We start from the raw sequence: 26,925 nt of genomic DNA, 5'->3' as shown, positions 1-26,925 counted from the left end.
GTTTGACGGCCGAAGGAGCGGCAAGGCGAACCGAAAGGCACCGGAAGAGAAGTGACGAGCGGTCGGCCGGTACCACACCCCGGGAGGGTGGCCACGGCGAAACCCACCGGAGTTCCCGTCCGCTCCGCCCTCCGGCGGCGCCGCCCTCGCGGCGGCCGGAGTCCGCGGTCCCGTCCGAGGACCCCAGCGCCCCGGGCCGGAGCGGCGGGAGCCGTACGCGCGCTCCCACCGCGCCCCCCGGCGCGCCGCGCGGGCGAGACGGGCCGGAGCGGTGGGCCGACGGACCCGCCGCGGTGGCCGGGCCGGCCGGTCCGGGCGGTGCCTGACGCGGCGCCCCGGCGCGCGGGACGGAGGACCCCGGTTCCAGCCCGGGGTCCTCCGCCTTCCGTGCCCGGGGCGCGCGCACCCACACACGCCGAGCCCCGTGGCGCGGTGCCTTCGCGGCGTCCGCGTCCGATGATGGGCGAAGCACCGCCGGACCGGGGCGGTACGGGGTTCGCCCCCCGCCCCGGGTCTCAGAGGAGGATCTTCATGGACGAACGGAACGGTGGCACGCCGAAGGGCGAACGGTACGAGGAGGACGGGCGGAGCGCGGAGGGGGACGCGGAGCGGGACGTGCGGCGCGGCGGAAGCGCCGGAGGGGCCGGCGCCGGCGCGGACGGGCGGGGCGAGACGGAGGAGGAGCGCGCGGACCGGCGCTGGCAGGAGCTCCTCCAGGAGATCAGGGTCGCCCAGACCGGCGTCCAGATCCTCCTCGGATTCCTTCTCACGGTGGTCTTCACCCCGCTCTTCCACGAGCTGGAGCAGACCGACAAGACGATCTACCTCGTCACGGTCATCCTGGGCTCGCTGGCGACGGGCGCGCTGATCGGCCCCGTCTCCTTCCACCGGATCGTGTCGGGGAAGCGGGTCAAGCCCCAGGCCGTCGTCTGGGCCTCCCGGCTCACCTTCACCGGCATCGTGCTGCTCCTCGCCACGCTGACGTCCGCCCTCTTCCTCATCCTGAGGGTGGCGACGCACGACCCGTACGTGCCCTGGCTGGTATCCGGCGTCCTCGTCTGGTACCTGGTCTGCTGGTTCGCCCTGCCCCTGTGGGTCCGCACGCACTACAGCAACGGGGGCTGATCCCCCCGGCACGACGGAGGGGCGGCCCACCGACCGGTGGGCCGCCCCTCCGTCGTGCCGGACGAGGTCCGTCGTCCGGCGGCTCGGGCCGGACCGGGCCAGGACGGCCAGGTGGGACCGGGCCGGGCCGGGTCAGTGCTTGAAGACGTCCTTCGCCTTCTCCTTGGCGCCCCGCGCGTCGCCCTTGGCCTGCTCGGCCCGGCCCTCCGCCTCAAGACGCTCGTCATCGGTCATCCGGCCGACCGCTTCCTTGGCCTTGCCCTTGGCCTGCTCGGCCTTGGCCTTCATCTTCTGCTCACCGGACACGGAAACCACTCCTTCTCCATGGGGCGCATAAGGCGCGTACGGCCCATATGGCGCATCTGACATGAGACGCATGACCGGTATCGGCGGGAACAAACCCGCAAGGGTCGCGACGGTCCTGCTCAGCCGGCGCCCTACGGGAGGTTCTCCTTGATCTTGGCGATGGCGAAGCCCCAGCCCTGCGACACCGTGGGACTGCCCGGCACGGCGACCTCCGCCGGATTGGTCACCACGTCCAGGAGCACCGGCCCGGGGAGGGCGAGCGCCTCGCGCACGGCCTCGTCCAGCTCGCCCGGGGCGGTGACGCGGATCCCGGTCAGTCCGAGCGCTTCGGCCACCGCGGCGAAGTCGGGGTTGTCGAGGACCGTCCCGAACTCGGGGAGCCCGGCCTGTTCCTGTTCCAGCTTGACCATGCCGAGACGGCGGTTGTCGAAGACGACGAGCTTCACCGGCAGCCGCGCGGAGCGGATGGTCATCAGGTCGCCCAGCAGCATGCCGAGCCCACCGTCGCCGCAGAAGGCCACCACCTGGCGGTCCGGCGCCCACGACTGGGCCCCGATGGCCTGGGGCATGGCGTTGGCCATGGAGCCGAGGTTGTACGAGCCGAGCAGCCGGCGGGTGCCGCGCATCCGGACGAACCGCGAGAGCCACACCGTGGCCATGCCGGTGTCGGAGGTGAAGATCGCGTCGTCGGCCGCGTGCCGGTCGACCGCGGCCGCGAGGGCCTCGGGGCGGATCTCCTCCGCCCGGTTGTCGAACATCGCCCGCACCCGCCCCAGCAGGTGCCTGTCGTGGGCGGGGTCCGCGAGGCCGGCCTGGCCCTCCTGCCAGCGCGCGAAGCGTTCGCGGGCCTCGTCGAGGTGGGACCGCGACGGGACGGGGGCCAGCAGCGGCAGCAGTGCCCGCAGCGTCGCGCCCACGTCCCCGGCGAGCCCCACGTCCACCGGCACCCGGCGGCCGAGGTGCTCCTCCCGCGTGTCGATCTGCACGACACGGCAGTCCTCCGGGTACCAGTCCCGGTAGGGGAAGTCGGTGCCCAGCATGATCAGCGTGTCGCAGGTGTCCATGGCGTGGGCGGCGGCCGGGTTCCCGATCAGTCCCGTCTGGCCGACCTCGTACGGGTTCTCCTCCTCGAAGCCCTCCTTGCCCTTCAGGGTCAGCACCATCGGCGCCGAGAGGAGCTCGGCGGTGCGCAGCACCTCCTCGCGGGCCTCCCGGGCGCCGCGTCCCACGAGGAGGGTCACCCGGGAGCCCCGGCCGATCGCCTCGGCCGCCTCGGCGAGCGCCGGGTCGTCGGGGCGGGTGACGGCGGGGCGGGGCAGTGCGAACCGCGGCGGCCGGTCCTCCTCGACCTCCTGGTCTCCGAGGTCCCCGGGCACGGTCAGCACGGCCACGCCCCGCCGGGTCACGGCCGCCCGCACCGCCGACTCCAGCAGCCGCGGCATCTGGGCGGGGGAGGTCACGGTGGCGCGGTACACGGCCACGTCCCGGAAGAGGAGGTCGTTGTCCACCTCCTGGAAGTAGTCCCCGCCGAGCTCCGACAGCGGGACCTGGCCGCAGATCGCCAGGACCGGCGCCCCGCTCTTGGCCGCGTCGTACAGTCCGTTCAGCAGGTGCACCGAGCCCGGCCCCACCGTGCCCATGCAGACGGCGAGGCCGCCCGAGAGCTGGGCCCGCGCCCCGGCGGCGAAGGCCGCCGCCTCCTCGTGGCGGAAGCCGGTCCAGTCGATCCCCTCGGTGGTCCGGATGGCGTCGGTGAGCGGGTTGAGCGCGTCGCCGACCACGCCGAAGACGTTGTCGACGCCGAGGTCCGCGAGACCGTCGACGATCACCTGTGCGACGGTACGGGTCATGGGGTCTCCCTTCACGAAGGACGCCGACCGGTCCGCCGGAGGCCGAACCGGTCAGGACGGGCTGTCCTCCAGTCGCCTGCCCGTGAAGCCGGGACCGATGCGGACACCGGGGCACCCGGGCCGGGCGGCGCGGCAGGTTTAGTCCGGGCGTGGACGGCGAGACGACCCCCCATGAGTGCTTCGGAGAAGAGCGAACAGAACCCGTCCCACCGGACCGGCCCGTACGCGGTGCCGGACCACCCCGGCCCGTACGCGGTGCCGGACCACTCCGACCCGGAGGAGACGTACGGCCCGGGCGGCGTGGGGGAGCCGCACGTGCTTCCCGCCCCGTTCGCCGAGCACGCCCGTACGGCCGCGCTGGCGGCCCGCGGTACCGGGAACAGGCTGCGGACGGCCGTGTACGCGCACAAGGCGGTGTCGGGGGGAGCGGCGGTGGGCGCGGGGGCCGCGCTGGGCCTCGTGTACGCGCTGGGGCGGCGCTCCGGGCGGCGTGCGGCCCGGAGCGGTCTCGGGCCGGTGGCCCTGTTCCTCGAACGCCGGCTCTGAGCGCGCGGGGCGCCCCTCCCGCGGGCGCTCCGCCCCGTCCGGCTGTCCCCCCCGTTTTCCGATGCTTTCCCATCCGTCCTTCCGGAGGTCGATACACATGGTCCCCCTGCTCCTCGTGCTCCTGCTCGCCCTGCTCCTCTTCGGCGCCGGCTTCGCGGTCAAGGCGCTCTGGTGGATCGCCGTGATCGTGCTCGTCCTGTGGCTGGTGGGCTTCGTGGCCCGGCCCAAGGGCGGCACGGGCCGCTGGTACCGCTGGTAGGCGGCCTTCCGCCGTCCGCCCGCAGCGCGGCTCCCCCACGGCGTGAACGAGCCCGGCACCTCCGTTCGGAGCGTGCCGGGCTCGGGCGTGCGTTCGGGCGCTCAGCCGCTCAGGCGGTCAGCGCGGGGCCCTCCTCGGCGCGCGTCTCCGGGAGCCGGCGGCGCGCCGCGATCAGCGCCGCGTCCACGTCGCGGGTGCCGGTGGACACGCACAGCGTGTACGCGAGGTCGTCCATGCGGCGCCGCGCCTCGGCGCCGCCCTTCTCCGCCTGCAGCGCCTGGAGGGCCTCGTACTGCTCGACGAGCTCGCGCAGGACCACGGGATGGGCCATCAACACGTACGGCTCCCTTCGTCGTCGGGGCGGTGACCGCCCGGTTCGACGCGCGTATGCCCCCGTTCCGGCAGCGCATGCCCGGCGGGTTCCCTCCGGCCCGCCGGAGGCGGCCGGAAACCTGCCCGACGGCGTGTTCCGGCCGGATGACCCGGGACCGCCCTCCTCCTGGCGATCACGGAGGGGTACTGTCGTCATGATTGCCGTACGGCAACGATCGCAGGCCGGGGCCGTCCCGAGGAGGGACGGACGTCCGGCCCGTGTCCGGTGCCGCACGGTCCGTGAACGGAAGCCTGGTGGAACGAGGATGGGGCATGCCTGAGACGACTACCAAGGACTCCTCGAACCGGGGGCGGGGTGGTCCGGCCGCGGTGGGCGAGCCCGAGCTCCGCCAGCTCCTGGCCGGGCTCACGGCGGTGCGGGACGGTGACTTCGGCACCCGCCTGCCCGACGAGGCGGACGGCCTGATGGGCGAGATCTCCACGGTGTTCAACGGGATGGTCGACCAGCTCTCCCTGTTCACCTCCGAGGTGACCCGGGTGTCCCGGGAGGTCGGTACGGAGGGCACCCTGGGCGGCCAGGCCGTGGTCCCCGGCGTCTCCGGGACCTGGGCCGACCTCACCGACTCGGTGAACGCGATGGCCGGCAACCTCACCACCCAGGTGCGCGACATCGCCCAGGTGGCCACCGCCGTCGCCAAGGGCGACCTCTCCCAGAAGATCGACGTCGACGCGCGCGGTGAGATCCTGGAGCTGAAGAACACCATCAACACGATGGTCGACCAGCTCTCGGCCTTCGCCGACGAGGTCACGCGCATGGCCCGGGACGTGGGCACGGAGGGGATCCTCGGCGGACAGGCCGACGTGAAGGGAGTCTCCGGCACCTGGCGCGATCTGACGGACTCCGTCAACTCCATGGCGGGGAACCTCACCGCCCAGGTGCGGGCCATCGCCCATGTCGCCACCGCCGTCGCGGGCGGCGACCTGTCGAAGAAGGTCGACGTCGACGCCCGGGGCGAGATCCTGGAGCTGAAGACCACCATCAACACGATGGTCGACCAGCTCTCGGCCTTCGCCGACGAGGTCACGCGCGTGGCCCGCGAGGTCGGCACCGAGGGCAACCTCGGCGGCCAGGCCACCGTCCGGGGAGCCTCGGGCACGTGGAAGGACCTGACCGACAACGTCAACGTGATGGCGTCCAACCTCACCGGACAGGTGCGGTCGATCGCCCAGGTCGCCACCGCGGTGGCCCGCGGCGACCTCTCCCGGCGGATCACCGTGGAGGCCAAGGGCGAGGTCGCCGCCCTCGCCGACACCATCAACACCATGGTGGACACCCTGTCGGCCTTCGCCGACGAGGTGACCCGCGTGGCCCGCGAGGTCGGCACCGAGGGCCGCCTCGGCGGCCAGGCCCGGGTGCCGAACGTGGCCGGCACCTGGAAGGACCTCACCGACAACGTCAACTCCATGGCGAACAACCTGACCGGCCAGGTCCGGAACATCGCCCAGGTCACCACCGCCGTCGCCAACGGCGACCTCTCCAAGAAGATCGACGTCGACGCCCGGGGCGAGATCCTGGAGCTGAAGACCACCATCAACACGATGGTCGACCAGCTGTCCTCCTTCGCGGCCGAGGTGACCCGCGTGGCCCGCGAGGTCGGAAGCGAGGGCCGGCTCGGCGGCCAGGCCGAGGTCGAGGGGGTCTCCGGGACCTGGAAGCGGCTGACCGAGAACGTCAACGAACTGGCCGGCAACCTCACCCGCCAGGTTCGCGCCATCGCCGAGGTCACCAGCGCGGTGGCCGAGGGCGACCTGACCCGCTCGATCACCGTCGAGGCGTCGGGCGAGGTGGCCGAGCTCAAGGACAACATCAACGCGATGGTCGGCTCGCTGCGCGAGACGACCAGGGCCAACCAGGAACAGGACTGGCTGAAGTCCAGCCTGGCCCGGATCTCCGCGCTGATGCAGGGCCACCGCGACCTGACCGTCGTCGCCGAACTCGTCATGGACGAGCTGACCCCGCTCGTCGCCGCCCAGTACGGCGCCTTCTACCTGGCCGAGGAAGGAGCGGACGGCGTCGAGCTCGGCCTCGTCGGCTCCTACGGACGACCCGCCGGCGACGGGACCGCGACCCGCTTCCGGCTGGGCGAGTCCCTCGTCGGACAGGCCGCCCGCAGCCGCCGCACCATCGCCGCCGAGAACGTCCCCGCCGACTACGTCACGATCTCCTCGGGGCTCGGCAGCACGGCCCGGGGCAGCCTCGTGGTGCTGCCCGTCGTCGTCGAGGACCAGGTGCTCGGCGTCATCGAGCTCATGGCCTTCAGCCCCTTCACCTCCGTGCACCGGGACTTCCTGGAACAGCTCATGGAGACGGTGGGGGTCAACCTCAGCACCATCGTCGCCAACGCCCGCACCGACGAACTGCTCGACGAGTCCCAGCGGCTGGCCGGCGAACTCCGCTCGCGCACCGAGGAGCTCCAGGTCCAGCAGGAGGAGCTCCAGCGCTCCAACGCCGAGCTGGAGGAGAAGGCGGCCCTCCTCGTCACCCAGAACCGCGACATCGAGGCCAAGAACCTCCAGATCGAGCAGGCCCGGCAGGAACTGGAGGACCGAGCCCAGCAGCTCGCCCTGGCCTCGAAGTACAAGTCGGAGTTCCTGGCCAACATGAGCCACGAACTGCGCACCCCCCTCAACAGCCTGCTGATCCTGGCCCAGTTGCTCGCCCAGAACCCGACCCGCAACCTCACGGCCAAGCAGGTCGAGTACGCCGGGATCATCCACTCGGCCGGATCCGACCTGCTGCAGCTGATCAACGACATCCTCGACCTGTCCAAGGTGGAGGCCGGGAAGATGGACCTCAACCCGGAGCGCGTGCCCCTGCGCAGGCTCCTCGACTACGTCGAGGCCACCTTCCGTCCCCTCACCTCGCAGAAGGGCCTCGCCTTCACGGTCTCCACGGCCGCCGGCGTCCCCGTCGACCTGGTCACCGACGACTCCCGGCTCCGGCAGGTGCTGCGGAACCTGCTGTCGAACGCCGTCAAGTTCACCGAACAGGGCGCCGTCGAGCTCCGCATCGAACCGGCGGCGGACGACGAGCTCCCCGCCTCGGTCCGCCGGGGAGGCCCCGTCGTCGCCTTCCGCGTCACGGACACCGGCATCGGCATCGCCGCCGAGAACCTGGAGTCCATCTTCGGCGCCTTCCAGCAGGCGGACGGCACGACCAACCGGAAGTACGGCGGCACCGGCCTCGGCCTCTCCATCAGCCGCGAGATCGCGTACCTCCTCGGCGGCGCCCTCACGGTCACGAGCGCGGCCGGAGAGGGCAGCACCTTCACCCTCCACCTGCCCGTCACCCGCGACGACTTCACGGAGCAGCCCGCCCCCGAGACCGCTCCGGCCGGAACCCCCGCCGCCCTCGCCGGCCCGGCACCGGTCCGGGACGCCGCGCTCCTCCCGGCAGCAGCCCCGACGGCCCGGCACACGCGGCGCCTCCTGGTGATCGAGGAGCGCCCACGGGGACTCCTCGCCGTCGTCGCGGAGAACGCGGTCACCCAGCTCGCCGCCGACGGCGGGCACGGCGAGCGGACGGACATCGAACTGATCGCGGTCGTCGGACCGCAGGAGGCCGCCGCCGCGCTCGCCACCCAGCCGTTCCACTGCGTGGTGCTCGACGTCGACATGGCGGACGGCGACGCCCTGCGCTTCCTGGCCGCGATGGACGGTGACGAGGCGCTGCGCACCGTCCCCGTCCTCGCCCACAACAACCGCCGCCTCCCCGCCGACGAGGAGGGCACCCTGCAGGAACTCGCCCGCCGCCGACCGCTGGAGCTCCTCTCCAGCCTCGACGAGCTGCGCGAGCGGATCGCCCTGCACCTGTCCGCGGAGCAGCCCGGCGACGTCGTGCCCCTGGTCCGCGGGGACCACCGGGCCCCGGCGCCCCGGACCATCGACACCACGCTGCACGGCCGGACCGTCCTGGTCGTGGACGACGACGCCCGCAACCTCTACGCCCTCAGCGGCATCCTGGAGCTGCACGGCATGACGGTGCTGCACGCCGAGAACGGCCGGAAGGGGATCGAGACGCTCCTGGCCAACCCGGCCGTCGCCCTCGTCCTGATGGACGTGATGATGCCGGAGATGGACGGCTACACGGCGACGGCGCGGATCAGGGAGCTGCCGCAGTACGCGGACCTGCCCGTCATCGCGGTCACCGCCAAGGCCATGCCGGGCGACCGCGAGAAGAGCCTCGCGTCGGGGGCCAGCGACTACGTGACCAAGCCCGTCGACGCCGACGAGCTCATCGCCTGCGTCGGCCGCTGGCTGAACGATGGATAGCCCCGTGACCGCCCCCGCCGGGCGGCCCTCCGCCCCGCGCCCGCCCGGCGCGTCCCGTCCCCGCCCGTGCGGCGGCCCCGAGGCCGCCCTGACCGAGGAGTCGCCGACATGAGTGGCCCCCGCTTCCGGGGCGGAGACCCGTCCACCGGCCTCCACGGCGACGGCGCCCCGGCGCCCGAGACGGCCGACGGCGCGGTGCCCGCCCCCGCCGGTGAACGGCCGTCGGTGCGGGACCGCTCCGTCGACGGCCGGCTGGCCGCCACCGTGGAGCGGCTGCGCGGCGAGCTGCGCGCCGCGCACGCGGCGGCCGAGGGACGCGCCCTGATCGAACTCGCCAAGGGCGTCATCGTCGAGCGGCTGGGCTGCGGCCCCGCCCAGGCGGCCCGGCAGCTCGCGGAACTCGCCGACCAGGCCGGGCTGTCCCGGCTGGAGCTGGCCGCGGACATCATCAACCAGGCGGCCCGCGACCGGGTCGCCGAGGCCGCGGACGAGTTCGTGAGGGCGGCCGCCGGCGAGACCGGCACCCCCGCGCTCTCCGCCGTGCGGCTGCGCACCGCGGAGAGCGCGGTGCTCGACGCGGACGACACCCAGGCCGTCGCCGAGTCGCTGCTCACGCACGCCCTCGAACCCCTGGGCGCCGTCGCCGTGGCCATCTGGACCACCGGCCCGGACGCCTCGCTGAGCCTGCGCGGCCACGCCGGGTTCGGCCTCGACGAGGCCGCCCGCTGGCGCCACGTCCCGCCGGGGGTGACCACCGCGGCCCGCCAGGCGCTGACCGGCCGCCGCACCGTCTGGTACCCCTGCCTGGCGGTCTCCGGCATCCCCTCGATCGGACGCGCCCGCCATCCCGAGGGCGGCCGGGTCGTCGTCCCCGCCGGGACCGGCGGCCGCATCCACGGCGTCCTGGAGATCTGCTGGGCCCGCCCGCTCGACCCCCAGCCGCAGGCCGTGGAGCGCCAGATCGAGGCCCTCGCGGAGCTCTGCGCCCACACCCTGGAGGCGCTGCCCGAGCAGCCGGCCCCGGCGCTCCTCCCCGTCCCCGCCGGGGACCGGGTGCCGGAACTGGCCGAACTCTCCGAAGGGCTCTACGACCCCGCCCTCGTCCTGACCCCCCACCTGGACGAGGAGGGGAGGCTCGCCGACTTCCGCGTCCGGCACGCCAACGCCCACTTCCAGGACCCGGCCGGACGGCCCCGCGGCTCCGTCGACGGGGCGCTGCTCCTGGAGGCGTACCCCGCCATGGCCGGCGAGGGCGAACTCTTCGACCGGATCGAGCGGGTCTACGCCACGGGCGAGCCGTTCCGCGCCCGCCGCGTCCGGCTCACCGCCCTGGTGGACCAGGTCCCGCTCACCTCGCCCGCCGACATCAGCATCAGCCGTCACGGAGCGGCCGTCCTCCTCATCTGGCGCGTGGAGGACGAGTCGGCGCGCCTCGCCGGACTGCTGCAGCACGCCCAGCGCCTCGGCCGGGTCGGCGCCTTCGAGGAGGACGTCGTCACCGGGGACATCACCTGGCACGGCCAGCTCTTCGAGTTCTTCGGCCGCAGTCCGGCGGAGCCGCCCGTCGCCCTGCGCGACCTCGCGGTCCACGCCCACCCCGACGACGCCGACGCCATCCGGCGCTTCCTCCAGACGGTGCTGAACCGGCGGCGGGTGGGCTCCGCGGCCTTCCGCATGCTGCGCCACGACGGCGTCACCCGCCACCTCAGGGTGACCGCCGAACCCGCCCTGGGCCCCGACGGCGGCCTCCGGGCCGTCCGGGGTGCCTACCAGGACATCTCGGCGCAGCACTGGACCGAGGTCGCCCTCACGGCCACCCGCGACCGGCTGGCCGCCACGGAGGAGGCGGCCGAGGAGCGCAACCGGCTCACCCTCCAGCTCCAGCACGCCATCATGCCGCCGGCCAAGCCGCCGCTCGACGCGCCGGGCCTCGACGTCGCCGTGCGCTACCGCCCGGCCGAGTCCGAGTCGCTGGTCGGCGGCGACTGGTACGACACCGTCGTGCTGCCGTCCAAGAAGGTGCTCCTGTGCGTCGGGGACGTCGCGGGCCACGGCGTGGAGGCGGCCACGGGCATGGTGGTCCTGCGCAACGCCCTGCGGGGCCTCGCCGTCACGGGCGCGGGGCCGGGACAGCTGCTGTCCTGGCTCAACAGCGTCGCCCACCACCTCACCGCCCACGTCACGGCCACCGCCGTCTGCGGCGTCTACGACCCCGAGAGCCGCACACTGCGCTGGGCCCGCGCGGGACACCTCCCGCCGGTGCTCGTCCGGGGGGACGAGGCGACCGACCTGTCGCTCCTGCGCGGACTGCTGCTCGGGGCGCTCGCCGAAGCCGAGTACGAGGAGGCCGAGATCCGGCTCGAACCCGGCGACACCGTGCTGATGTACACCGACGGGCTCGTCGAGCGGCGGGACACCGCCGTCCACGACTCCGTCGCCCAGCTGCTCACCGTCGCCCGGCTGCCCTCCGACAGCCTCGAACGACGGCTGGACCAGCTGCTGGCGCGCAGCAAGTCCGACACCGACGACGACACGTGTGTGGTCGGCGTCCAGGTGTCCTGACCCTCCGGTCTCCCGACCGTTCGCCCACCGTCCTCCCACCCGGAAAGCAGGGAACATGCCCGAGCAGGAACCGAACCTGGATGTCGGCGTAGAGATCCGTGATCCCCGCACGGCGGTGCTGTCCGTGGGGGGTGAACTGGACATGGAGACGGCCGCCCGGCTGGAGGACCGCCTGACGGAACAGCTCGGCCTGGGGCGGTGCCATCTGGTCCTCGACCTGTCCGCCCTCGGCTTCATGGACTCGTCGGGCCTGAACGTCCTGATCAGAGTGCTCCACAGAGCGCGGGAGACCGGTGGCGACCTGCACCTCGCCGCGCCGACCCCGGCGGTGCGGCGCATCCTGGAGATCACCGGCGTGACGGTGACGCTCCCGCCGCACGACGGCGTGGCGGAGGCGCTGGTCGCGGCCGGCGGCGGGAGATAGCGCAAGGGGGGCCCGGTCCCGGTCCCGGGCCCGGGTGAGGAAGGAAGAGGGAAGAAGGAGAGCGTGCAGGAGATCGCCGACATCGAGCAGGCGCTCCGCCGGGCGGCTCCGCACCAGCTGGTGGAGGTCGTCGAGGAGGCCCTGCGGAAGCACTGCGGCGCCCTGGGAGCGGAACTCCGCCTGGCCGACTACGGCTTGAGGTCGCTCCAGCTCGTCGAGCGCACCGCGGGGGCGGACCCGTCGGTCCCGATCCACGACAGCCCCCAGGGGCGGGCCTTCGGCGCCCAGGAGCCGTACGTCCTCCGGGAGGACGGGGCGCTCCTGCTCCACCTGCCCGTCACCGTCCGTGGGGAACGGCTGGGCGTCCTGACGGCCGTACTGCCTCCACGGACCGATCTGCGGCCCCTGTTCCCCGGTCTCGCCCAGGTCTGCGAGGCGCTCGGCCACGAGATCCTGGTGGCCGAGCGCGACACGGACCTGTACGTCCTGGCCCGGCGCGCGACCCGGCTCACCCTCGCGGCGGAGATGCAGTGGCAGCTCCTGCCCGGCCGTTCGTGCGCCCGCCCCGAGTTCGCCCTCGCCGCCCATCTGGAGCCCGCCTACGCCATCTTCGGGGACAACTACGACTGGTCGGTCTCGGACGGCCGGCTGACCCTGACCGTCACCAACGGCATGGGGGAGGGCATCGAGGCCGCCCTGCTGACGAACCTCGCGATCAACGCGCTCCGCAACGCCCGCCGGGCCGGTCTCGCCCTCGCGGACCAGGCCGCGCTGGCCGATCAGGCCGTGTACGCGCAGTACCGGGGCGGCGCCTTCGTGTCGGTGCTCCTGCTCTGCTTCGACCTGGCGACGGGCGAGGTGGAGGCGGTGGACGCCGGTTCGCCCCGCCTGTGGCGGCTGCGGGGCCACACGGTGGAATCCGTGGGCTTCGAGGCGCAGTTGCCCCTGGGCATGTTCGAGGACACCGTCTACACACCCGAGCGGTTCACCGTCCGGCCGGGGGACCGCCTGCTGTTCGGCAGCGACGGCGTGTACGCCACCGTCTCGCCCGCCGGGGAGAGTTACGGGGACAGGGCGCTGGCCCGGGCGCTCCGCGGAACGCGCCTGCTGCCGGCCTCCCACGTGCCGCAGGCGGTGCTCCGGGAGCTCGGCGCCCACCACGGGGCCGGCCCGCTGGACGACGACGCCCTCGTGGTCTGCCTCGACTGGTACGGCGCCGCGTCAACAGTTGCCTTGTGACAACTGTATCCTTGGGGCAACATCCGGCGGGGGTCCGGTGGAACGCGTCGAGGACGACCAGGGGTGGCGATGAGGACACGGGGTGTGCGGCCGGCCGGAGCCGGCGCCGTGCGGAGGTCAGGCCGAACTGACGTCCTTCAGCGGCGTGCGGGGGCGTGACGAGGCGGCCGGTCCGCTTCCCTCCAGAGCTTCGTGGAACCCGGCGAGCCCCCGCAACAGGGCGTTGCGGCTCGTCGGCGACATGTCCGCGATGACCGCGAGCAGGGCCTCCTCGCGCTGGACCCGGAGCTCCCGCAGGTACGCCTTGCCGTGGACGGTCAGGCGCAGCTCCAGCTGCCGCCTGCTCACGGAGCTGGGCAGGCGCTGGACGAACCCCAGCGCCTCCAGCCGGTCGCACATGCGGCTCACCGAGGGCGGCGCGGAGCCGAGCAGGTCGCCCAGCGTGCGCAGGCTGATGCCCTCCTCGCGGTCCAGGCTGTACAGCACGCGCAGCTGACTCGCCGAGACCGGTGTCGCCGACACCATGTCCCGGCCGCGCTCCCACAGCACCTCCAACAGCTCGATGAGCTCCCGGGCGGCCTCGGCCGTCTGCTGCGATGCCCGCGGGGGCGGGGCGGGGTTGCTCTTCATGCCTGCCGACACTCCTCGGACGTCCGGGGCCGAGGACATCGGCCTTGCGACGGACCGGTCATCTCCACATCTCTCCAGAAGGCGGTACCGATCCGGTGGACCGATACGTGACAGTGGAAAGCGCACTGCGCGGGGCCGCACCGCACCTCCTCCTGGACTCCCTCCGTGCCAGTCTCGCGCACCTGTACGCCGCGGTCTGTGCCGACCTGCTGCTCGTCGACTACGGATTCACGTCGCTGCGCCCCGTGGAACCCGTACAGACACCCGCCGGGACGTCGCACGTGCCCGTGGAGGCCGGGCCCGCGGGCCACGTCTTCCGCACCCAACAACCATATCTTTTCCGTGATGTCGGGCCCACGGCGACCGTTTACCTTCCCGTCACGGTCCGCGGCGACCGCTTCGGCGTCCTCGTGGTCGTCCTGCCCACGGAGCGGGCCACCCCGGAGACCGCCGACAGCCTCGTCCGGGTCGCCGAGACGCTCGGGCACGCCCTGCGCGTCGCCGACCGCCACACCGACCTGTACCGCCGCACCCGCAGGACGCACGCCCTCACCGTCGCCGGGGAGATGCAGTGGGACACCCTGCCCGGCCGGGCCTGCGCGGGACCGGCCTTCGACCTCCACGCCTACTGGGAGCCCGCCTACACCTCCGGAGGGCACCTGCTGGACTGGAGCGTGACCGAGGACGAACTCCTCCTCGTCGTCGCCGACGGCACCGGCCCCGGCACCCCCGCCGCCCTGGTGAGCACCCTCGCCCTGACGGCGATCCGCAACGCCCGGCGGGCCGGACTCGACCTGGTGGCCCAGGCCAGCCTCACCGACCAGGCGCTCTACGGGCAGTACCGGGGGAAGAGCCCGCTCGCCGCCCTGCTGATCCGCCTCGACCTGACCACCGGCGGGATCGAGGCCGTCGACGCGGGGTCGCCGACCCTCTGGCGGATCCGCGGCGCCCTGACCGAACGCATCGAGCTGGACCGCCAGCTGCCCCTGGGCATGTTCGAGGACACCGTCTACGCCACCCAGCGGCTCCGGCTCCTGCGCGGCGACCGGCTGGTCTTCGTCGCCTGCGGCACGGACGAGCCCCCGGCCGCCGGGGACCGGGGGACGGCGGACGGCTCCGTCGCCCGCGCCCTGGCCGAGGCGGGCCGCCTGAGCGGCGCGGACACCCCCCGGGCCGTCGTGCGGGCGCTGCGCGACGCCCCCTGCGACACACCGGACGCGGTCCTCGTCCTCTGTCTCGACTGGCGGGGCCCCGAGGCCGGAGCACCGGGCGCGGGACGCCCCGGGGGCCCCGCCGCGCCCCCGCCGGCGACCCCCTGAGATGCCGCCGGACGGTGTGATCCCGGTTGCGGGCGGTGTGGGAACCGAGAACAGGGGAAAGGCGGTGTACGAGGTGCCCAACCGCGCCCACCCATCCGGACGAGGGGAGTACCAGCGCCATGACGGACGCGATCACCGCGGAGCGCGCAGCACCGGAGCCCCTGCTGTCCGCGAGCGTCGTCTACGGCGACGCCCCCCACAGCGGCGCCATCGCCTCCGCCCGCGCCTTCACGGCGGACTTCCTCGCGGCCGCTCCGTCCGTGCGGCTCGAACCGGTGGCGGACGAGCGCGTCGAACTGGCGCAGCTGGTGGTCAGCGAACTGGTGACCAACGCGGTCCGGCACACCGTCGGCCCCTGCCGGCTGCTGCTGGAACTGCGCCGGGACACCCTGGAGATCTCCGTCTTCGACCGCGAGCCCGCCGCCCCCGTGCCCCGCGGGCACGACCCGCGCCGCATCGGACAGCACGGCGTCGAGATCGTCGTCGCCGTCTGCGAGAGCCTGACCGTGGAGCCCGCCCCGGAGGGGAAGCGGGTCCGCGCGCGCCTCTCCCTCCTGCCCGAGTAGGCCGACGGGCACGGGCCCGGCGGACCGGCGCCCGCACCCGATCGCCCGGTCCGGGATCACGGCGGGCGGCACGGGGCCGCCGGCCCTCACCGCCGCCCGTGCGCCCCGCGGCGCGACCGCCGCCGCAGCGCGCCCCGCTCGGCCTCGGTGAGGCCGCCCCACACGCCCGCCGGGGGGTGCGGCTGCGCCATGGCCGAACGCAGGCACTCCTCCCGCACCGGGCACCGCCGGCAGACCTTCTTGGCCTCCTCGGCCTGGGCGAGGGCGGGGGCGCCCGCCCCCACCGGGAAGAACAGATCGGGGTCGACCTCCTGGCAGGCCGCGGCCGTACGCCAGCCGTCCATGTGAGCCTCCTGGCACCTGAGTCGGAATGCGTCCTCCTGTTCGCCTGACCACTCGGCCGGGCGTGAAACCCGGCAGGGATTGGCCCGGCGCGGACGGGGCACTCGAAAGACCGACCGGGAGGAGCGAGCAGGCATGACGACACCGAGACCGCACGCGGCCGTACCAGCGGAAGCGGCCGCGAGCCAGGGCGTACGGGCGGCCGCGCGGGCCGGTCTCGCGGCGCGGGGAGCGCTGTACCTGCTGGTCGGCGCACTGGCCGTACACATCGGCCTGACGGGGACGGGCGAGCAGGCCGACCGGGGCGGAGCCGTCGCCCACGTCGCCGCCACCCCCTTCGGCACCGTCCTGCTCTGGGCCCTCGGCCTCGGCCTCGCCGGGATGGCCGTCTGGCGGCTGTCGGAGGCGGCCTTCGGCGGGACGGGCCCGGAGGGGGACAAGGCGCACAAGCGGGCCCTGTCCGCCGGGCGCTGCGTCTTCTACGCGGGCTCCGCCTTCCTCGTCCTGTCCTTCGCGGCGGGCCGGCGGGAGAGCGGGGAGGGCGCGACCGACCGCCAGAGCCGGGACGTCACCGGCCGCCTCCTCGACCTGCCCGGCGGCCGCTGGTGGGTCGGCGCCGTGGCCGTGGGGATCCTGGGGGCCGGAGTGTGGATCGCGGGCAGGGCGGTGCTGCGGAAGTACCGGGACGACCTCGCGTGGGAACGGCTGGGGACCTACCCGCGCCGCTTCATGGACGTGACGGGAGTGGCGGGCGGCGTCGGACGCGGCCTCGTCTTCGCCGCGCTCGGCCTCTCCGGCGTACGGGCGGCGCTCGCGTTCGACCCGAGCGAGGCCAAGGGGATGGACGACACCATCCGCTCGTTCGCCCAGACCCCCGCGGGGCCCTGGCTGCTGCTCGCGGTGGCGGCCGGCCTCGTGTTCTTCGGGCTCTTCTCCTTCGGCCAGGCGAAGTGGCGCGAGGTGTGACCCCCGCCGTCACCCGGACCTCCTCCGCGGACTTCCGGGAACGGGCGTGACGCTCCACCACGCCATCGCCACTCCGACACCGAACACCAGGGCCAGTACGACCGGCACGACGGAATCCTTCCGGGTCGAGGACCGTGTCCGAGGAACCGGATGACCCCGAACCCGGTGCCGAAACGCCTTCCCCCGCCATGGATCCGAAGGGCGGGGGAACGCGGAAGAGGGAAGAGCCGGAGCCGATCCCGGCCCGGAAACATCCGCGCAGGAGCCGCACACGGAGGAAGTCGAGGGTGTTCTCGATCGACGTCAGGGAAGAGGGGCGGGGCACGGTGCTGGTACTGCGCGGTGAACTCGACCACGACAGCGTCGTCCGGCTGGACGAGGCCGGACGGAGAGAGACGGCGCCGGCCGTCCCGTCGACCCGGAGCCGGCCGGGACCGGGAGCCCGGAGAAGTGTGCCTCCGGTGAAGCCCCCGTGCCGGAACGGTGGCGATGTGGCCGGGAAAGGCCCGGTGTCTTCCGGAAGAGGGTCCTTCACTTGATGTGCGGCACGCCCTGGGGAGAGGGTGGACGGACGAGCCGACCCGAGTGGAGAGGTGGCGGGCCACGGCGCAAGGGCCACGCATATGACTGTTTCCGAAGACCGACCGGGCCGTTACCGGGCCGCCGGGGGAGCCACGGGCACCTCCTGGCTCCGCTCCCCCCACCCGGCGGTGGTGGCGGACCGCGAAGGCGGCATCGTGGAGTTCAACGACGCCGCGGCCGACCTCTTCCCCCGGATGGGGGTCGGCAAGTGGCTGGACGGGACCGTCCCGGGATGGCTGGCCGACGCACACCGGCGACTGGCCGTCCCGCCGGGCACGCCGCCCGCCGCGACCTCCGCCCGCCCCGGGGGCGCCCCGCTGCGGGGGAACCACGACGGCCGCCTCCTGCGGGCCCACCCCACCGAGTCCGGCCACGGCGACGTGGTCTGGTGGCTGGTCGACGACTCCGACCTGACCGCCGCGGAGGACGCCCTGCGGACCGAGCGGGAGCGGACCGCGCTCCTGGCGGAGGCGTCCACCCAACTGCTGTCCTCGCTGAACCCGGAGCGCTGCCTGGAGAAGGCGGCCCTGCTCGCCGCGGCCCACCTCGGCGACGCGGCGCTCGTGATCTCCCCGCCCGTGCGGAACCGGTACCCCGTGGTCACCGCGGTGGGGGAGAGGTCCGACCGGAGCCAGGTCGCGATGGACCCGGCGTCCGTCCCCGGCCTGGCAGAGGCCCTCCAGGGCTTCCCCCCGGTGCCCGCCCGCTGGATCGACCCCGCCGAACTCCCGGGATGGGCCGTCCCCGAGGGCTTCGGGGATCCCCCCGGATCCGTCGCCATCACCCCGCTGCCCGGCCACGGCGTGCCCGTCGGCGCCCTGGTCCTGCTGCGGCGCGGCGGGCAGCGGGCCTTCGACGCGTCGGAGGAGCTCTTCGCCCGGCTGTTCGCCGCCCGCGCGGGGGCCGCGCTGTCGGCCGCCCGCCTGTACGCGGAACAGGCGCGCGTCACCCGCGCGCTGATCGCCGAACTCCTCCCGCCGCAGCTCCACCACGTGCGGGGCGTCGACTTCGCCGGCGGCTACCGGACCTCCCAGGACACGGAGCGGATCGGCGGCGACTTCTACGACGTCCACCCCGGCGCCGACGGCCAGGAGACGCTCGCCGTCCTCGGCGACGTGTGCGGCAAGGGGCTGGAGGCCGCCGTGCTCACGGGCAGGATCCGCAGCACCGTACAGGCCCTGCTGCCCCTCGCCGACGACCACCAGAACGTCCTGAGCCTGCTCAACGGCGCCCTCCTCAGCTCCCGGCACACCCGCTTCGCCACCCTCGTCCTGGCATCGGTGCGACGCGCGGACGACCGGGTGCGGCTGAGGCTGACGAGCGCCGGTCACCCGCGCCCGCTGATCCTGCGCACCACGGGACAGGTGGAGGAGGCGGACACCGGCGGAACGCTGGTGGGCGCGCTCCCCGACGTCCCCTGCCGCTCCGCGACCGTGCACCTGGCGCCGGGGGAGACCTGCCTGCTCTACACCGACGGCATCACGGAGGCCCGGGGCGGGCCGCTCGGCTCGTCCATGTTCGGCGAGGACCGGCTCCGGTCCTCCCTCACCGAGTGCGCCGGGCTCCCGGCCGAGGCCGTCGTCGAACGCGTGCAGATGATCGCCGGCGACTGGGTGGGCCACGGTCCGCACGACGACATGGCGGTCGTCGCCATCACCGCACCCCACACCGCCCGCCCGTCCGCGGGGAGCGACCGCACTCCGGACAGGAACGCCGCATGAGCACCCGCACCACCCCGTCCACCGACCTCGCCGCGACCCGCCGACGACTGTGGGAGGCGCTCCGGGCGAGGGACGAGGCCGCGGCCACCGCCGCGGTCCTGGACGCCCGCGACGAGGGGGTCCCGGCGGAGGCCCTCCTGCTCGACGTGATCGGCTCCGTCCAGGCCAGGCTCGGCGGGGAATGGGCCGCCGGCCGCGTCGGGGTCGCCCAGGAACACGCCGCGACGGCCATCCAGGACCGCGTCGTCGCGGCCCTCGCCCTCCGCTCCCCGGCCCCTCCCGCCGGGACCGGCGACCACCGGGAGCCCGGAGGGCCTCCCCGGCGCGTCACCGTCGCCTGCGTGGACGGCGAATGGCACGCCCTGCCCGCCCGCCTCCTCGCCGAGGTCCTGCGCGGCCGGGGTTTCCTCGTCGACTATCTCGGGGCGCACGTCCCCACTCCCCACCTCGTCGCGCACCTGCACCAGACCGGCACGGACGTCGTCGCCCTCTCGTCCTCGCTGCCGGTCCGGCTCCCGACGGCGCACGCCGCCGTCACCGCCGTCCAGGCCGTCGGCCTCCCCGTCCTCGTCGGCGGAGCGGCCTTCGGCCCCGACGGCAGGTACGCCCGCCTGCTCGGCGCCGACGGGTGGGCGCCCGACGCCCGTGCCGCCGCCGACCTCCTCGCCGTCGGCCCCTGGCGCCCCGGGGAACCCCGGACGGACTCCACCGGCGGCCTCCCCCACCTGTCCGACCAGGAGTACACCCTGGTCACCCGGGCCCGGCCCAGGCTCGTCGGCCAGGTCCTGCGGGGCCTAGAGGACACGCTCCCGGCCATGGCCTCCTACGACGAACGGCAGCGGGAACGGACCGCCGAGGACATCGCCCACATCGTCGACTTCCTCGCCGCGTCCCTCTACGCCGACGACGCCGAGCTGTTCACCGGCTTCGTCACCTGGACCGCGGGGGTCCTCCGGGCCCGCGGCGTACCGGGAGACGCCCTGGTCGCCGCGCTCGACCTCCTCGCCCACGCCCAGCGCGACTTCCCCCGCGCCCGGGCCCACCTCGCCGAGGGCCGCCGCGCCCTCGTCCGCGTACCGCGTCCGCCGGCCCCCGGACCCCGCTCATGAGCGGGGCCGACCACTCCTTCGCGGCCGAGGCCGGCACCACGGCGGACGGCACCCTGCGCGTGGAGCTCGCCGGCGACCTCGCCTGGGACAGCACCGACGACCTGCTGGACGCGGTCCGCACCCGCCTCGACCGGGCACCCGCGCCCTCGGACATCCGCCTCGACTGCGCCCGCCTGACCCTGTGCGACTCGATGGGCCTGTCCGCGCTGCTGGCCCTCCACCGGCTCGCCTCGGCGGCGGGCGGACGGCTGCACCTCGACCGCAGGCCGGCCTTCCTCGACCGGCTGCTCCTGCTCACCGGCACGTACGAGCACCTGACGGGCCGCCCCGGGACGGCGGAACCCACCGGTGAGGTCCCGGCCGGCCGGGCGGACGGCCGGGGGAGCCGCAGTTCCTGACGATCGGTCACGGTTCCCCGGGGCCTTCACGAAACCATGACACGATCGGCGCATCCGTCTGGCGTACGGGAGGTGTAACGGGAGCGGGACGGGTCAAGCGGACACCGCATCCGCCCGTCGCCCGTTCCCCAGCCGGAGGATCCCATGCCCCAGCGCCCCGCCACGCCGCTCCCCTCGCCGCACCTCCTCACCCGGCCCATGGCCATGGAACTGCTCGGCCCGGACACCGCCGTCCGGATCGACACCTCCGTCGGCTACCACTCCCGCGACCCCCACGCCCTGAGCATCGCCTTCCACCTGCTGGGCGAGGAGTCCGTGGTGTGGCGCCTCGACCGCGAGATGGTCCTCGCCGGATCGCTGGGACCCACCGGCGAGGGAGAGGTCCACCTGGAGCCCGCCCCCGACGGCAAGCTCCTCCTGCGGCTCGGGGCCGCAGGACACCGTGCCGTGATCCGGTGCGACCAGGAGGAGCTCGCCCGCTTCGTGCGCGACACCTTCCTCCTGGTGCCGCAGGGCACGGAGGAGCGCCACATCGACTGGCGGCCGCTGCTCGACTCCCTCAGGCGCTGAGGTGCGGACCGCGAACCACCCGTACGGGGACGCGCGAGGAGCGCGTCCCCGTACGGGTCCGTTCCGGGGAGCGCCCCGGCCGCGCCGCCCTCAGCCCGGCCTGCCGGGCGGGGCCGGACGGAAGCAGGCGGTGACGTCCTTGCCCCGCGGGCAGGGATGGGTCCGCACCTCGTCGGCGAGGGCGTCGACCAGGAGCAGGCCGCGTCCGCCGGTGGCGCCGTCGTCGGGGCGGCGTTGCTCGGGGACCCGGCGCGAGGCGTCGTGCACGGTGACGTGCAGGCACTCCTCGTCCCAGGTGAGGATGAGCTGCGCGTCGCTGTGGGCGTGCACGTGGGCGTTGGTGACCAGCTCGGAGACGGCCAGCACCACGGAGTCCGCCGTGTCCGGTGAGACGCGGTCCCACCCGAGCGCCGTCAGGTGTCCGCGCGTCCAGTCCCGCGCCGTCTTCACACTGCTGCCGAGGGGCAGCGAACGCGCCCATCCGACCGCCTTCATCGAGGGATCCCGCGTCATGACTCTCCTTAGGACGACCACATCGAAGGGTCCATATGCCCGTTTAGTTCCGGAAGAATCCGGTGTGCGGCGCCCGGGAACCTCGACGGGCCCCCCGGGGACGCCGGTCGGGCACCCGGCGGGAACCTTCCGGAAATTCATCGGAGTGGAAGTGGAAGCCCGGGGTAAGCGAGCAGCCACAGGGCCACGCATCCCGGCAAGGGATACACGTGAAAGGGGAGAGGTGTGACGATCACCACGATGTCAGCCACGGGAGTCAAGGCCGGAGCGGGGTCGCTGCCGATCATCCCGGACACGTTGGCGGTCGCGCCGAAGGACGCGCGAGCCCTGTCGAAGGTCTTCTTCCGTGAGCTCACGGTGCTGGAGGAGGGGACGCACGAGTACCAGTACGCGCGCAACACCCTCATCGAGATGAACATGAGCCTGGTCCGCTACGCCGCCGGCCGGTTCCGTCACCGCGCCGACGAGATGGAGGACATCGTCCAGGTCGGCATGATCGGCCTGATCAAGGCGATCGACCGCTTCGAGCTCTCGCGGGAGGTCGAGTTCACCACGTTCGCCGTGCCCTACATCGTCGGCGAGATCAAGAGGTTCTTCCGGGACACCTCGTGGGCCGTGCACGTGCCCCGCCGGCTCCAGGAGGCCCGGGTGGAACTGGCCAAGGCGACCGAGGAGCTGAGCACGCGCCTCGGCCGGACGCCGACGGTCAAGGAGCTCGCCGAGCTGATGAGCCTCACCGAGGAGGAGGTCACCGAGGCGCGGCTGGCCTCCAACGGCTACAACTCCTCGTCGCTCGACGCCGCGCTCAGCGGCGACGACGAGGACGGCGACGCCTCCCTGACCGACTTCATCGGCAGCGAGGACCCCGCCATGGAACTGGTGGAGGACTTCCACTCCCTGGCCCCGCTCATCGCCGACCTCGACGACCGCGACCGGCAGATCATCCATCTGAGGTTCGTCGAGGAACTCACCCAGGCCGAGATCGGCGAACGCCTGGGCTGCTCCCAGATGCACGTCTCCCGGCTGCTGGCGCGCACCATGAAGCGCTTGCGGGCCGGCCTGCTGGAGACCGGCTGACCCGGCCGGCCGTCACCCGCGCGCGCCACGCGGCGCCGCGCGGCTGACGGCCCCGGGACCCGCCCCCGCGCCGAACGGCGCGCCTCCAGGGCGTCCGCCGGGCGAGAGCCCGCCGCGGACGCCCTTTTGCGTGCCCGCCGGGAGAGGAGGGAACCGGACCGGGACCGCCGCATCCGGCGAGCCGCCCCACGGAGAACCCCTGTCGTCCGACAGCGGAGAGGGAGCGCCCGACGATGCGTCCACACCAGCCCGCCGCGCCGCGGCGAGCCGCCGCGCCGACGGCGGATCCGCCCCGTCGCAGTAACCCCGGGAGTACGTTGGGCCCTCAAGGGGGTACCTCCTTGCGAACGGCTCCCGCCAGCGGGAGCGCCGACACCTTTTCCCCGCCGGGAGGTACCCGTTCCATGCGGTGCGACGTGGTCGTCATCGGGGCCGGCGCGGCCGGTCTCTCCCTCGCGTGGCGACTGCTGCGCCCGCCGCCCGGCGTCACCGCCCCCACGGTCGTCCTCGTCGACCCGCCCCCCGGGCCGCTCCGCCCCCCACCGCGGACCTGGTGCTACTGGGAACAGGGCCCCGGCGACTACGACCCCTGGCTGACCACCTCGTGGCACCGGGTGCGGCTGCACACGCCCGACGGCCGCCCGCTCCGGCGGGACCTGGGCCGGCTGCGGTACAAGATGCTGACCTCCGAGTCCTTCACCGCCGGCGTGGAACCGGGGCTCACCGGCCTGCGGCGCCTCCAGGCCGTCGCGGGCGCCGTCGCCGACCGCCCCGACGGCGTCACCGTGACCTGCCGCGCGGCGGACGGCACCGAGCACCGCGTCCACGCCCGCTGGGCCTTCGACTCCCGGCCCCCCGCGCCCGGCCCGCCGGCCCGCGTCCGTCTCCTCCAGCACTTCCAGGGGTGGTTCGTCCGGACCCGGCGGCCGGCCTTCGCGCCGGACGCCGTCGACCTCATGGACTTCCGCACCCCGCAGCCGCGGCACGGCCTCTCCTTCGGCTACGTCCTGCCCCTCTCGCCGCACGAAGCCCTCGTGGAGTACACCGAATTCGGCGCGGCCCCCCTGGCCGACCGGGCGTACGAGGACGCCCTGCGCCACTACACCGGCTCCGTCCTGGGACTCGGCGACTTCGAGGTGCGCGCGGTGGAACGCGGACGCATCCCGATGTCGGACGCCCGGCACGCGCCGAGAGCGGGCCGGAGCACCTTCCGCGTCGGCGGCGCCGCCGGAGCCGTGAGGCCTTCCACCGGATACGCCTTCGCCGCCATCCAGCGGCAGACGCGCGCCGTCGCGGCCCTCGTGCACCGGGGACGCGAGCCGCTGCCCCCGCCCGCCTACCCCCGACGGGCCCTCGCCATGGACGCCGTCCTCCTCCGGGGCATCGACACCGGCCGCGTCTCCGGCCCCGACGTCCTCGCGCGGCTCTTCGAGAGGGTCCCGGCCGAACGCCTCCTGCGCTTCCTCGACGGCGGCACGAGCCCGGCCGAGGAGTTCCGGATCGGCCTGCACACCCCCGTGCTCCCCATGCTCCGCACCACGGCGGAGCTGCCCTTCCTCACCCGCCGCGCCTGACCCCCCACCCCTTCCCACGAGAGCGAGCCCGCCCATGCGCCCCACCCCGCCCCGCACCGCCGCACGCGGCCGGGACCGCAAGGCCGTCGTCGTCCCCGCCCCGGGCGGACTCTCCCGCCCCCTGCCGGGCCGGCGCCCGCGCTGCGCCGTGGTCGGCGGCGGGATCGCGGGGATCGCGGCGGCCACGATCCTCGCCGAACGGGGCGTCGAGGTCACCCTCTACGAGCGCGGGCCCACCCTCGGCGGGCGGCTGGCGGGCTGGCCGGACCGGCTGGCCGACGGCTCGGACGTGACCATGAGCCGGGGGTTCCACGCCTTCTTCCGCCAGTACTACAACCTGCGGGGGCTGCTCCGTCGCGTCGACCCCGGCCTGGACCGGCTCACCGGCCTGCCGGACTACCCGCTGCGGCACAGCTCGGGGCTGTACGACAGCTTCGCCCGGGTCCCCCGCACGCCCCCCTGGAGCGCCCTCGGCTTCGTGGCCCGCAGCCCCAGCTTCGGCTGGCGGGACCTGACCCGCATGAACGCCCCGGCGGCGCTGCCCCTCCTCGACGTGCGCACCCCCGACGTCTACCGGCGGTACGACCGGATCAGCGCCCGGGACCTCCTCGACGCCATCCGGTTCCCGCCGGCGGCCCAGCACCTCGCGTTCGAGGTGTTCTCCCGCAGCTTCTTCGCGGACCCCGACGAGCTCTCGGCCGCCGAACTCGTCCTGATGTTCCACATCTACTTCCTCGGCTCGTCCGAAGGACTCCTCTTCGACGTGCCGGACGAGCCCTTCCCGCAGGCACTCTGGGATCCTCTGGCCGCCTACCTCCGGGGGCACGGCGTCCGCATCCTGACGGGGACGGCCGTCAGGGAGATCACCCCGGCCCCCGACGGAGGACACCTCGTGGACTCGGCGGACGGCCCCTGGCACGCCGACGCCGTCGTCCTCGCCGCCGACACCGAGGGCCTGCGCGCCGTGGTCGCCGGCTCGCCCATGCTGTGCGACGAGGAGTGGCGCTCCGGGATCGGCTCGCTCCGCACCGCACCGCCCTTCCTGGTCTCCCGCCTCTGGCTCGACCGTCCCGTGCGCGCGGACCGGCCGGGCTTCCTGGGCACCAGCGGCTACGGCCCCCTCGACAACGCCAGTGTCCTCGACCGCTGGGAGGGCGAGGCCGCCCGCTGGGCCGCCCGGACGGGCGGGTCGGTGGTGGAACTCCACGCCTACGCCGTCGCCCCCTCCGCCGACCCGGCCCGGCTCTCCCGCGAACTCGTCACCCAGTTGCACCGCGTGTGGCCCGAGACCCGTGCGGCGCGGATCGTCGACGAGCGGCACCTGCTGCGAGCGGACTGCCCGCTGTTCGAGGTCGGTGGACACCGGGGCCGGCCCGCCGTCCACACCCCGGACCCCACCGTCACCGTGGCGGGCGACCTGGTCCGCACGGAGTACCCCGTCGCCCTGATGGAACGGGCCGCGACCACGGGATTCCTCGCGGCCAACGCCCACCTCCGGCGCTGGGGACTGCGCGGACAGACCCTGTGGACCGTCCCCGCCGCCGGCCGCTCGGCCGCCCTCCGCCTCCTCGCCCGCGCGGGCGGGGGAGCGCGGGGCGACGGGTCCGGCCGCTGAACCGCCGGCCGGGCGTCACCCGCCGGACGGCCCGCCGTCCTCCGCCTGCCGCGCGAGGCGGGCGGGCAGCGGAGGCGTCACCCAGCGGATCGCCGCCGTGACGAGCCGGCCGCCCGGCCGGGCCACCGGCAGCAGGAGCCGGACGCGCACCGGCAGGACGACGAACTCCCGCGCCCACGCCGGCAGGAGGTCGACGGCCGCCGCCGCGAGGAGCGCGTACGGGAGGCGGGCCGGCCACGGCAGGGGCGGATCGGCCAGCAGGTACCGGGCCGTGGCCGCCGACTCGGCGGTGGCCGCCAGCTCGCCCCGCCGCAGCAGCAGCGCCTCCGCGAGGCCCGCCTCGGTCACGGGCGGGTCCGGGATCCCCAGCCGCCGGGCGACCGACGCCATGTCCGCGACGTAACCGTCCCGGCCGTCGCGTCCGAGCGGGGCCGCCCCGTACCGCTGGTGCGCCCGCAGGAAGCAGGAGGTCTCGGCCAGGTGCACCCAGGAGAGCAGGGCCGGGTCCGAGGCCCGGTAGGCCACCCCGTCCGACGTCGTCCCCGCCACCCCCGCGTGCACGGCCCGCACCCGCCGCACCGCCCGCTCGGCGTCGGCCGCCGTCCCGAACGTCGTCTCGGCGAGGAAGGTGCTGGTCCGCTGGAGCCGGCCCCAGGGATCGCCCCGGAAGCCGGAGTGCGCCCAGACGGCGGCCATGGCCACGGGATGGAGCGACTGCAGGAGGAGCGCCGCGAGGCCGCCGACGTACATCGAGGCGTCCCCGTGCACGGCCCGCACCGGCCGGTCCGGGGCGAACCAGCGCGGACCGGGAGTGCCGTGGATCCGGGCGCGCTTCCGGTGCACGGTGGGTCCTGCCACCCGCCGCAGCAGCGCTTCGCCCGCCTTCGCGCGCACCCGCTCGATCGGCACCGGCCGCACCGCGCACCACCTCCTTCCCTCCGACTGCCCCGGGCCGCGCGGCCCACGC

General features: G+C 74.5%; 24 protein-coding genes. 17 read left to right on the top strand and 7 right to left on the bottom strand.

Annotated features, from left to right (window positions below; translation table 11 throughout):
• Nucleotides 1-531: 531 nt before the first annotated feature.
• On the top strand, nucleotides 532-1,125 hold the full coding sequence (locus ACF1ED_RS08155) for a DUF6328 family protein (protein ID WP_391757789.1): 594 nt from the start codon (nucleotides 532-534) through the stop codon (nucleotides 1,123-1,125).
• Between the two features lie 132 nt (nucleotides 1,126-1,257).
• Here ACF1ED_RS08155 and ACF1ED_RS08150 read toward each other — a convergent pair whose 3' ends face one another.
• Both ACF1ED_RS08150 and ACF1ED_RS08145 read right to left on the bottom strand, forming a co-directional pair.
• The gene (locus tag ACF1ED_RS08150) at nucleotides 1,258-1,431 is read right to left on the bottom strand and encodes a CsbD family protein (RefSeq protein WP_359527399.1); all 174 of its coding nucleotides are present in this window, start codon (nucleotides 1,429-1,431) and stop codon (nucleotides 1,258-1,260) included.
• Between the two features lie 131 nt (nucleotides 1,432-1,562).
• Nucleotides 1,563-3,281, bottom strand: a complete 1,719-nt coding sequence (locus tag ACF1ED_RS08145; RefSeq protein ID WP_391757787.1) for a thiamine pyrophosphate-dependent enzyme — start codon at nucleotides 3,279-3,281, stop codon at nucleotides 1,563-1,565.
• Between the two features lie 171 nt (nucleotides 3,282-3,452).
• Here ACF1ED_RS08145 and ACF1ED_RS08140 point away from each other — a divergent pair, with 171 nt between their 5' ends.
• Both ACF1ED_RS08140 and ACF1ED_RS08135 read left to right on the top strand, forming a co-directional pair.
• Nucleotides 3,453-3,827 carry a hypothetical protein gene (locus ACF1ED_RS08140; protein WP_391757785.1) on the top strand — a complete coding sequence of 125 codons (375 nt, stop codon included), beginning with the start codon at nucleotides 3,453-3,455 and terminating at the stop codon, nucleotides 3,825-3,827.
• Nucleotides 3,828-3,924: 97 nt separating this feature from the next.
• Entirely contained in the window at nucleotides 3,925-4,086 is a 162-nt protein-coding gene (locus tag ACF1ED_RS08135; protein WP_043220334.1) for a DUF5670 family protein, read from the top strand.
• A gap of 109 nt (nucleotides 4,087-4,195) precedes the next feature.
• On the opposite strand, the gene ACF1ED_RS08130 is transcribed toward ACF1ED_RS08135, so the two are convergent.
• The gene (locus tag ACF1ED_RS08130; protein WP_391757783.1) at nucleotides 4,196-4,423 is read right to left on the bottom strand and encodes a DUF5133 domain-containing protein; all 228 of its coding nucleotides are present in this window, start codon (nucleotides 4,421-4,423) and stop codon (nucleotides 4,196-4,198) included.
• 308 nt (nucleotides 4,424-4,731) lie between these two features.
• Here ACF1ED_RS08130 and ACF1ED_RS08125 point away from each other — a divergent pair, with 308 nt between their 5' ends.
• The 4 genes from ACF1ED_RS08125 (at nucleotide 4,732) to ACF1ED_RS08110 (ending at nucleotide 12,976) form a co-directional block, all read left to right on the top strand.
• Entirely contained in the window at nucleotides 4,732-8,751 is a 4,020-nt protein-coding gene (locus ACF1ED_RS08125; RefSeq protein ID WP_391757781.1) for a HAMP domain-containing protein, read from the top strand.
• A 108-nt stretch (nucleotides 8,752-8,859) separates the two neighbouring features.
• Nucleotides 8,860-11,313: a SpoIIE family protein phosphatase gene (locus ACF1ED_RS08120; RefSeq protein WP_391757779.1), complete on the top strand. Its 2,454-nt coding sequence runs from the start codon at nucleotides 8,860-8,862 to the stop codon at nucleotides 11,311-11,313.
• A gap of 55 nt (nucleotides 11,314-11,368) precedes the next feature.
• Nucleotides 11,369-11,737: an STAS domain-containing protein gene (locus ACF1ED_RS08115; protein WP_391757777.1), complete on the top strand. Its 369-nt coding sequence runs from the start codon at nucleotides 11,369-11,371 to the stop codon at nucleotides 11,735-11,737.
• A gap of 63 nt (nucleotides 11,738-11,800) precedes the next feature.
• Nucleotides 11,801-12,976 (top strand): PP2C family protein-serine/threonine phosphatase, encoded by a 1,176-nt coding sequence (locus tag ACF1ED_RS08110; RefSeq protein ID WP_391757775.1) that lies wholly within the window; start codon nucleotides 11,801-11,803, stop codon nucleotides 12,974-12,976.
• 117 nt (nucleotides 12,977-13,093) lie between these two features.
• Here ACF1ED_RS08110 and ACF1ED_RS08105 read toward each other — a convergent pair whose 3' ends face one another.
• Nucleotides 13,094-13,606: a MarR family winged helix-turn-helix transcriptional regulator gene (locus ACF1ED_RS08105; RefSeq protein WP_391757773.1), complete on the bottom strand. Its 513-nt coding sequence runs from the start codon at nucleotides 13,604-13,606 to the stop codon at nucleotides 13,094-13,096.
• A gap of 107 nt (nucleotides 13,607-13,713) precedes the next feature.
• On the opposite strand from ACF1ED_RS08105, the gene ACF1ED_RS08100 reads away from it, so the two are divergent.
• Nucleotides 13,714-14,925 (top strand): PP2C family protein-serine/threonine phosphatase, encoded by a 1,212-nt coding sequence (locus ACF1ED_RS08100; RefSeq protein WP_391757771.1) that lies wholly within the window; start codon nucleotides 13,714-13,716, stop codon nucleotides 14,923-14,925.
• 119 nt (nucleotides 14,926-15,044) lie between these two features.
• Entirely contained in the window at nucleotides 15,045-15,491 is a 447-nt protein-coding gene (locus ACF1ED_RS08095) for an ATP-binding protein (protein WP_391757769.1), read from the top strand.
• 86 nt (nucleotides 15,492-15,577) lie between these two features.
• Here the strand turns inward: ACF1ED_RS08095 and ACF1ED_RS08090 are convergent, their stop codons facing one another.
• Nucleotides 15,578-15,835, bottom strand: a complete 258-nt coding sequence (locus ACF1ED_RS08090) for a WhiB family transcriptional regulator (protein ID WP_391757767.1) — start codon at nucleotides 15,833-15,835, stop codon at nucleotides 15,578-15,580.
• Between the two features lie 133 nt (nucleotides 15,836-15,968).
• Between ACF1ED_RS08090 and ACF1ED_RS08085 the strand changes: the two genes are divergently transcribed.
• The 5 genes from ACF1ED_RS08085 (at nucleotide 15,969) to ACF1ED_RS08065 (ending at nucleotide 21,179) form a co-directional block, all read left to right on the top strand.
• Entirely contained in the window at nucleotides 15,969-16,799 is an 831-nt protein-coding gene (locus ACF1ED_RS08085) for a DUF1206 domain-containing protein (protein ID WP_391757765.1), read from the top strand.
• A 623-nt stretch (nucleotides 16,800-17,422) separates the two neighbouring features.
• The gene (locus tag ACF1ED_RS08080) at nucleotides 17,423-19,102 is read left to right on the top strand and encodes a PP2C family protein-serine/threonine phosphatase (protein ID WP_391757763.1); all 1,680 of its coding nucleotides are present in this window, start codon (nucleotides 17,423-17,425) and stop codon (nucleotides 19,100-19,102) included.
• Complete coding sequence (locus ACF1ED_RS08075; protein ID WP_391757761.1) at nucleotides 19,099-20,211, top strand: B12-binding domain-containing protein; 1,113 nt, start codon at nucleotides 19,099-19,101, stop codon at nucleotides 20,209-20,211. Before ACF1ED_RS08080 ends, ACF1ED_RS08075 begins: the two co-directional genes overlap by 4 nt.
• A complete protein-coding gene (locus ACF1ED_RS08070) occupies nucleotides 20,208-20,609 on the top strand; it encodes an STAS domain-containing protein (RefSeq protein ID WP_391757759.1) in 402 nt (133 codons plus the stop codon). Before ACF1ED_RS08075 ends, ACF1ED_RS08070 begins: the two co-directional genes overlap by 4 nt.
• A 144-nt stretch (nucleotides 20,610-20,753) precedes the next feature.
• Nucleotides 20,754-21,179, top strand: coding sequence for an SsgA family sporulation/cell division regulator (locus ACF1ED_RS08065; RefSeq protein WP_391757758.1), 426 nt, complete (start codon nucleotides 20,754-20,756; stop codon nucleotides 21,177-21,179).
• Nucleotides 21,180-21,269: 90 nt separating this feature from the next.
• On the opposite strand, the gene ACF1ED_RS08060 is transcribed toward ACF1ED_RS08065, so the two are convergent.
• On the bottom strand, nucleotides 21,270-21,692 hold the full coding sequence (locus tag ACF1ED_RS08060) for an ATP-binding protein (RefSeq protein WP_391757756.1): 423 nt from the start codon (nucleotides 21,690-21,692) through the stop codon (nucleotides 21,270-21,272).
• Between the two features lie 225 nt (nucleotides 21,693-21,917).
• Here ACF1ED_RS08060 and ACF1ED_RS08055 point away from each other — a divergent pair, with 225 nt between their 5' ends.
• From ACF1ED_RS08055 to ACF1ED_RS08045, 3 genes are all read left to right on the top strand, one after another.
• A complete protein-coding gene (locus ACF1ED_RS08055; protein WP_391757754.1) occupies nucleotides 21,918-22,769 on the top strand; it encodes an RNA polymerase sigma factor SigF in 852 nt (283 codons plus the stop codon).
• Between the two features lie 404 nt (nucleotides 22,770-23,173).
• Nucleotides 23,174-24,343: a lycopene cyclase family protein gene (locus ACF1ED_RS08050; RefSeq protein ID WP_391757752.1), complete on the top strand. Its 1,170-nt coding sequence runs from the start codon at nucleotides 23,174-23,176 to the stop codon at nucleotides 24,341-24,343.
• Between the two features lie 34 nt (nucleotides 24,344-24,377).
• Complete coding sequence (locus ACF1ED_RS08045) at nucleotides 24,378-25,958, top strand: FAD-dependent oxidoreductase (RefSeq protein ID WP_391757750.1); 1,581 nt, start codon at nucleotides 24,378-24,380, stop codon at nucleotides 25,956-25,958.
• Nucleotides 25,959-25,973: 15 nt separating this feature from the next.
• Here ACF1ED_RS08045 and ACF1ED_RS08040 read toward each other — a convergent pair whose 3' ends face one another.
• Complete coding sequence (locus ACF1ED_RS08040) at nucleotides 25,974-26,876, bottom strand: oxygenase MpaB family protein (RefSeq protein WP_391757748.1); 903 nt, start codon at nucleotides 26,874-26,876, stop codon at nucleotides 25,974-25,976.
• Between the last annotated feature and the right edge of the window lie 49 nt (nucleotides 26,877-26,925).

The organism is Streptomyces sp. NPDC014656 (assembly GCF_043084305.1).
GTDB lineage: Bacteria > Actinomycetota > Actinomycetes > Streptomycetales > Streptomycetaceae > Streptomyces.
Note: the sequence above shows the minus strand (reverse complement) of the source record. Positions and strands in the feature narration are given on the sequence as shown.